Annotated in this window: 8 protein-coding genes; 7 read left to right on the top strand and 1 reads right to left on the bottom strand. The window is 60.9% G+C overall.

Annotated elements, in window-relative coordinates:
- Positions 1–166: 166 nt before the first annotated feature.
- Together MF6396_RS22940 and MF6396_RS22935 are read left to right on the top strand one after the other, a co-directional pair.
- The gene (locus MF6396_RS22940) at positions 167–775 is read left to right on the top strand and encodes a PLP-dependent transferase (RefSeq protein ID WP_443217217.1); all 609 of its coding nucleotides are present in this window, start codon (positions 167–169) and stop codon (positions 773–775) included.
- 188 nt (positions 776–963) lie between these two features.
- Entirely contained in the window at positions 964–1,155 is a 192-nt protein-coding gene (locus tag MF6396_RS22935; RefSeq protein ID WP_043864211.1) for a YhfL family protein, read from the top strand.
- Between the two features lie 164 nt (positions 1,156–1,319).
- Here MF6396_RS22935 and MF6396_RS22930 read toward each other — a convergent pair whose 3' ends face one another.
- Positions 1,320–1,547, bottom strand: coding sequence for a YdcH family protein (locus MF6396_RS22930; RefSeq protein WP_043864210.1), 228 nt, complete (start codon positions 1,545–1,547; stop codon positions 1,320–1,322).
- 114 nt (positions 1,548–1,661) lie between these two features.
- Between MF6396_RS22930 and MF6396_RS22925 the strand changes: the two genes are divergently transcribed.
- The 5 genes from MF6396_RS22925 to MF6396_RS22905 all read left to right on the top strand — a co-directional run bounded on the left by MF6396_RS22925 (position 1,662) and on the right by MF6396_RS22905 (position 6,394).
- Entirely contained in the window at positions 1,662–2,027 is a 366-nt protein-coding gene (locus MF6396_RS22925; RefSeq protein WP_058541519.1) for a 5-carboxymethyl-2-hydroxymuconate Delta-isomerase, read from the top strand.
- Positions 2,028–2,227: 200 nt separating this feature from the next.
- On the top strand, positions 2,228–3,862 hold the full coding sequence (locus MF6396_RS22920; RefSeq protein ID WP_078481643.1) for a phosphoethanolamine transferase: 1,635 nt from the start codon (positions 2,228–2,230) through the stop codon (positions 3,860–3,862).
- A gap of 97 nt (positions 3,863–3,959) precedes the next feature.
- Positions 3,960–5,093, top strand: a complete 1,134-nt coding sequence (gene rnd / locus MF6396_RS22915) for a ribonuclease D (RefSeq protein WP_043864207.1) — start codon at positions 3,960–3,962, stop codon at positions 5,091–5,093.
- Complete coding sequence (locus MF6396_RS22910; RefSeq protein ID WP_078481642.1) at positions 5,090–5,383, top strand: YcgL domain-containing protein; 294 nt, start codon at positions 5,090–5,092, stop codon at positions 5,381–5,383. Before rnd ends, MF6396_RS22910 begins: the two co-directional genes overlap by 4 nt.
- Positions 5,384–5,461: 78 nt before the next feature.
- Positions 5,462–6,394: a D-2-hydroxyacid dehydrogenase gene (locus tag MF6396_RS22905; protein ID WP_043864205.1), complete on the top strand. Its 933-nt coding sequence runs from the start codon at positions 5,462–5,464 to the stop codon at positions 6,392–6,394.
- Positions 6,395–6,459: the final 65 nt, after the last annotated feature.

The following is a 6,459-nucleotide window of genomic DNA, read 5'->3' as shown; positions in this document are numbered from 1 at the left end:
GCGGGTCTGCTTGCGCTTACCGGCGTACTCGGCATCGGCGAAGGTCATTTGTTTCATCATCGAAAAGCTCGGCGATTGGTGTCCGGGGATTTTGCCAAATCAGGAAGTCTTTTTCAGGATTTCCCTAACGCCACTTTGCCAGAAGCCGTTGTCGCTGGGGGCGGCAGTGACCTTGTATTCCACCACCAAGCATATCAATGGACACGGTGATGTAATGGGCGGGATGGTAAGTACCAATGACCCGGATCTGTTCAAGGCATTGAAGTCTCACAGGGAAAGTGCCGGGCTGATCCTCGACCCGTTTTCGGCCTGGCTTACGGTGCGTGGTTTGAGAACACTTGCGCTCAGATTGAAAAAGCATGCCGACAATGCACTTGCTGTCATTGCCATGTTGAATCAGGAGTTTCCCACGTTGCAATGGCGTGCCGTATGGTCGACCAGGAGCGCACAGGCCAACGGCATTGACCCGTCATTGCATACAGGTCTTATTGCCATTGTGTTGCCTTCGCAGGAAGCGGGCACAATCTTTGTTAGTCAACTGCAATTGATACGAACAGGTACCACCTTCGGGAACATTGAATCCCTGTGTTATCACTACGGTAGTTTTGCCCGAGCAGGCGGCACCGACCTGGAGCGAATGGGCGTACCTCGCGGGTTGGTCCGGATCTCTGTGGGGCTGGAAGACACCGACGATATCAATGCAGACATCAGGCGCGCACTGCGCCTTGCCATGCTCACCCAAGCCTCGGCAGCAGGCGAAGTGTCGCCGGTGTGAAGCTCGAGAATCTGAGCCGAAAATCAGAATGACCGTCGAAGTCGATTCGCAGGCCCTGCCCGGGCAACTAGCACGAACGTTCCATAAGACTTTGAAAGGTGTAACAAATCTTTTGATTTATTGTGCTGACCTCCCTACAATCGCCGCGCCATCAGTAAGACGGCGAATCGTAATTTAAGGGATTTAGAATGAAAAAGTTTATCAAGGCATCGGTCGCAATCGCTGTTGTTTCGGGTGTTGCCCTGCTGTCCGGTTGCACTGGCCAAGTGTACAACCAGCCAAAGAACTGCTCGTACGATTACCTGTTCCACCCTTCGGTTTCCATCTCCAAGGTTATTGGTGGCTGCGGTCCAATCGACAAACTGCCGCAGCAGCAGTAAGTTTGGCGTGATCAGGCCATTGCGGCCTGATCAAGAAACCCCGACACGCCAAGTGTCGGGGTTTTTTTTGGCTTGCCAATTATCTGGCAAAAAATTTGATATCAAAATGATATTAACTGTTGTGGTCAACCAAGATTTATCCAGCACGGCCAGCGGTACAACGCCTAGGCCTTGAGATGGTCGACGATCTCATCCTTGGTCAGCAGCCGTTTCTTGCGCAGTTCCGTCACCTGATCGTCCGTGGCGCTGCCGCTTTCTGCCTCGACCACTTGGGCGTCGATCGCGTTGTACTTCTCGTGCAACGTACTGAGCCGCGGATCGGTTTTCTTTTTTTCGTCGAAGGCTTCCCTGGTCAGATTCAGGTCTGCAAGCAAATCGTGTTTGACCGGCATCTCTTCACCTCTGCTGATAGGTTGGTGGGCATGAACCTTCAGGATAGACGCGTTTGCCGCCCCCCGCAGATGGGGTAGTCTGTCGAATCATTTCCCCCGACGGACGCCCGAGTCATGCCCCATCTGCACCTGGAATACAGCGCCAACCTGCGCGAGCTTGAAGTCGACAAGGTTCTGCTGCGCCTGAATCACGCGCTGGTCGGCAGTGGTCAGTTCGCCCAGGAACTGGATATCAAGAGTCGCGCGCGCGCCTTCGAACATTTTCGTGTGGGCGTGGCCCCGGTCGAGCGGGCATTTGTCTGTGTGCGGCTGTCACTGCTCAGCGGCCGCTCCCCGGAGGTCAAGAAGCAGCTCTCGGGCAGCCTGCTCGAGGTGCTCAAGGATGCGGTGGTCGAGGTGAGCGGTCGCGAGCTTCAGTTGAGCGTCGAGCTGGTCGACATGGACCGTGACAGCTACGCCAAGGTGCTGTTGCCCGCCTGACCGCTGTTCGGGAGCAGGGCGACAAGGCCCTGTTCCTGAATAAAGGCTGAACAAGAAGTGTTCTGCCCTTCGCTCAATAAAGTGCAATTATTTGTTGGCGTCTTTTTCACGAAAAATTGATGGCACCCTGCCTACAGTCCGCCTTGTTTTTAATTGATGTTGCAATGACATCGTCCCGGACTTTCAAGAAGCGAAGCGCCATGTTCAAGTTAAAGCCCCTGCGTGCCGAATGGGTAACGTTGATTGCCAGCCTGTACCTGTTGATCGGTTTCAACGCGGTGCTGTGGCAGCATGTTTTCAGTATCGTGCCGGGGGATGCCCCGGGCCTGGTTCTGCGCCTGGCGTTTGCCGTGCTGGTGTTCTGCGCGTTCAACCTGGTGCTGACCCTGGTGGCCTTCCGGCCCGTGTTCAAGCCGGTGCTGGCGGGGTTGTTCCTTGTCAGCGCGGGGGTGGCCTACTTCATGAATCGCTACGGCGTGCTGATCGATGTGGGCATGTTGCGCAATACCATGGAAACCAATGCCACCGAAGTGCGTGATCTGCTCTCGTTCACGTTGGCCGGCTATATCCTGTTACTGGGCGTAGTGCCGAGTATTCTTTTATATAAAACCCCGATTCTTTATCGCACCTTCCCACGCGAGTTGTTGAGCAAGTTGGTGGTCGGTACGGCCAGCGCAACAGTACTGGGCGCGGTGGCATTGCTCAATTACCAGGGGCTTTCCTCGTTGTTTCGCAATCACCATGAACTGCACCTGATGGTCGTGCCCAGCAACTATGTCGGCGCCGCAGTAGCCTATGTCAGCGAGCAGCTAGGCAGCGCGCATGTACCGTTGCGCCGCATTGGCGAAGATGCTGTGCGCCCGCTGGCGGTAACGCCCCAGGCCCGCAAGTCGTTGACCGTGCTGGTGGTGGGCGAGAGCGCCCGCGCACAGAACTTCGGCCTGCTCGGTTACGACCGCGATACCACGCCTCAGCTGAGCAAGGAGGCGGGGCTGGTGGCCTTCAGCGACGTGCATTCGTGCGGTACCGAAACGGCGGTGTCGGTACCCTGTATGTTCTCCACCTTCACCCGCAAGCAGTATGACGCCAGCAAGGCCAGGAACCAGGAGGGCCTGCTCGACGTGCTGCAGCGTGCCGGCATCGCGGTGCACTGGCGCGACAACCAGTCCGGCTGCAAGGGCACCTGCGATCGCGTGGCGTTCGAGGATGTCAGCAACCTCAAGGACCCGGCCCTGTGCGCCGACAGCGAATGCCACGACGAAATCCTGTTGAAGGGGCTGGAGGCGATGCTCGACAACCTGCAGCAGGACACCGTGCTGGTACTGCACCAGATGGGCAGCCACGGGCCGGAGTACTTCAAGCGCTACCCCAAGGCCTACGAGCGTTTCACCCCGGTGTGCCGCAGCAATGCCCTGGACAAGTGCGACCGCCAGAGCATCATCAATGGCTACGACAACACCCTGGTGTACACCGACCACGTGCTGGCCACGCTGATCGACGTCCTGCGCAGCCGCCAGGACAAGGTCGACACCGCCATGCTGTACCTGTCCGACCATGGCGAGTCGCTGGGTGAGTACAACCTGTTCCTGCACGGCACGCCCTACATGCTCGCTCCCGAGCAGCAGAAGCACATACCGATGCTGGCGTGGTTTTCCGATGGCTATCGCAAGGACTATGCCGTCGATACCGACTGTCTGCAGCGCTCGCGCAACCAGCCGCTGAGCCAGGACAACCTGTTCCATTCGATGCTCGGCCTGCTGCGGGTGCACACCTCGGTGTACGACCCGCAACTGGACATGTTCGCCAGTTGCCGTCCGGTGGTCGCTACACACTGACCGCGTGCGCAGGCTGGCGAGGGAACGGCGGTCGAGCGGTTTCCCGGCGGTGGCCTGCGCCGTATATACTGCGCGCCATTGTTCGTGGGAGAGCCTTGTGGCCATCGATATTCACTGGATTTGCGACGACCGCAGCCTGGCCGAGCACTGCCGACAGTGGCGGCAGTTGCCTTATGTAGCGCTTGATACCGAATTCATGCGGGTTGACACGTTTTACCCCATCGCCGGTTTGATCCAGGTCGGCGACGGGCAGCGTGCCTTTCTGATCGATCCGTTGCTGATCGGCGACTGGCAGCCGCTGGCCGAGCTGCTCGAAGACAGCGCCGTGACCAAGGTGCTGCATGCCTGCAGCGAAGATCTCGAAGTGCTGATGCGCCTGACCGGCAGCCTGCCGGCGCCGCTGTTCGACACCCAACTGGCCGCCGGCTACCTGAATCTCGGGTTCTCCATGGGCTACTCGCGACTGGTGCAGGAAGTACTCGGCATCGAGCTGCCCAAGGGCGAGACCCGTTCGGACTGGCTGCAGCGCCCGCTGTCGGAAACCCAGGTCAGCTACGCCGCCGAAGATGCCGTGCACCTGGCCGAAGTCTACGAGCGCCTGCGCCCGCAGCTGTCCGAAGACAAGAATGCCTGGGTGCTGGAAGACGGCGCCGAGCTGGTGGCCCAACTGCGCCGCGAAACCGACCCCTACGAGCTGTACCGTGATGCCAAGCTGGCCTGGAAGCTGTCGCGTGCGCAACTGGCGGTACTGCGCGAGCTGTGCGCCTGGCGCGAACGCGAGGCGCGTGCGCGCAACCTGCCGCGCAACCGGGTGCTGCGCGAGCAATCGCTGTGGCCTCTGGCCCGTACCCAGCCCGACAATCTGTCGGCCCTGGCCAAGATCGAAGACATGCACCCGCGCACCATTCGCCAGGATGGCGAGTTCCTGCTCGAGCTGATCAAGAAGGCCGCCAGCGTCCCGCCCAGCGAGTGGCCGCCGGCCCTGCCCGAGCCCTTGCCGATCGAGGCTTCGGCGCTGCTCAAGCAGCTGCGTGCCATCGGCCAGGCCGAAGGCGAGCGCCTGGGCATCGCGCCCGAACTGATGCTGCGCAAGAAAACCCTCGAGGCGCTGCTCAAGAGCGGCTACCCCAACGGGCCCTATCAACTGCCTGATTCGTTGCGCGGCTGGCGCCGCGAGCGGATGGGCCAGGCGCTGCTCGATTGCCTGGCCGGCACCGGAGACCAGCCATGAAACGTATCTGCTCGATCTACAAGAGCCCGCGCAAGAATGAAATGTACCTCTACGTGCTCAAGGCCGATGGCCTGGAGCGCGTGCCCGAGGGGCTGCTGCCGGCCTTTGGCAAGCCGGTGCATGCCTTCGACCTGGTGTTGACCCCCGAACGCCAACTGGCCCGCGAAGACATCATCCAGGTGCTGGCCAATCTGGAGAAGCAGGGCTACCACCTGCAGATGCCGCCACTTGAAGACGAGTACATCGAGCATCTTCCCGAAGAGCTGTTGCGGCGCAACGATCCGGTCTGAGCTTTTTTCTGTCTTGCATGGCGCGGCCCGCGCAGTGAGCGGGCCAGCGCCGTGGTTTATGCCAAGGTTATCCAAAACATGCGCGTTCTGATCGTTGAACAGGATCATGCCCTTTACGCTCGCCTGCTGCGCGAGATGGCACCGGACCTCGAGGTAGTGACCAGCGGCGACTCTGCCGAACTGTCGAAGCTGGCAGCAGAGTGCCCGGTGTGGCTCGGCCAGCCCGATCTGCTGGCCACCCTGCTGCGTCAGGGCCACGGCCCTGCCTGGGTGCAGTCGACCTGGGCCGGCATCACCCCGCTGCTGGTCGACGGCTTGCCGCGTGGCTATCGCCTGACGCGGGCGGTGGGCATCTTTGGCCAGGTGATGGCCGAGTACGTGCTCACCTACATGCTCGGCCATGAGCGCGAGGTGCTCGCGCGCGTGCTCAGCCAGGTGGAACGCAAGTGGGACGGGCGCCTGGGGCGCAGCCTGGAAGGGCGGCGCGTGCTGATCGTGGGCACCGGTGACATCGGCCAGCAGGTTGCCGAGTTCCTGCTGCCCTTCGGTGTCACCTTGTATGGCGTGGCCAGCCAGGCCCGCGTACAGGCGCCGTTTGTCGAGGTGGCCGGCCTGGATGAGCTGGGGCGGTTGGTGGGCGAGGTGGATTATGTGGTCAACCTGCTGCCTGACACGCCTGCCACCCACGACCTGTACAACGCCGCGCTGTTCGCCAGGTTCAACCCCCAGGCGCTGTTCATCAATGCCGGGCGTGGGGTGTCGGTGGTCGATGCCGACCTGGTCGAGGCGCTGAAGCTGGGGCACCTGGCGGGCGCGGTGATCGATGTATGCCGCCAGGAGCCGCTGCCGCAGCGTCATCCGTTCTGGACCGCCTGGGGCCTGCTGCTGACCGGGCACAGCTCGGCGCCGACCTCGCCGACGGCGATGGTGCGTTTGTTCGTGGAGAATCTGCGGGCATACGAGGCGGGGCAGGCGTTGCGTGGCGAGGTGGATTTCGAGCGGGGCTACTGACTGAAACCGCGTCGCAGCCTTCGTTGGCAAGGCCGGCGCCTACAGGAGATGCCTGCAGGAGCCGG

This window comes from Pseudomonas sp. MF6396 (assembly GCF_002018915.1).
GTDB lineage: Bacteria > Pseudomonadota > Gammaproteobacteria > Pseudomonadales > Pseudomonadaceae > Aquipseudomonas > Aquipseudomonas palmensis.
This window is presented reverse-complemented; position numbering and strand designations above follow the sequence as displayed.

Coding starts and splice junctions, on each gene's coding strand:
- MF6396_RS22935 (WP_043864211.1), top strand. CDS start 964: ATGAAAAAGTTTATCAAGGCATCGGTCGCAATCGCTGTTGTTTCGGGT.
- MF6396_RS22930 (WP_043864210.1), bottom strand. CDS start 1,547: ATGCCGGTCAAACACGATTTGCTTGCAGACCTGAATCTGACCAGGGAA.
- MF6396_RS22925 (WP_058541519.1), top strand. CDS start 1,662: ATGCCCCATCTGCACCTGGAATACAGCGCCAACCTGCGCGAGCTTGAA.
- MF6396_RS22920 (WP_078481643.1), top strand. CDS start 2,228: ATGTTCAAGTTAAAGCCCCTGCGTGCCGAATGGGTAACGTTGATTGCC.
- MF6396_RS22910 (WP_078481642.1), top strand. CDS start 5,090: ATGAAACGTATCTGCTCGATCTACAAGAGCCCGCGCAAGAATGAAATG.
- MF6396_RS22905 (WP_043864205.1), top strand. CDS start 5,462: ATGCGCGTTCTGATCGTTGAACAGGATCATGCCCTTTACGCTCGCCTG.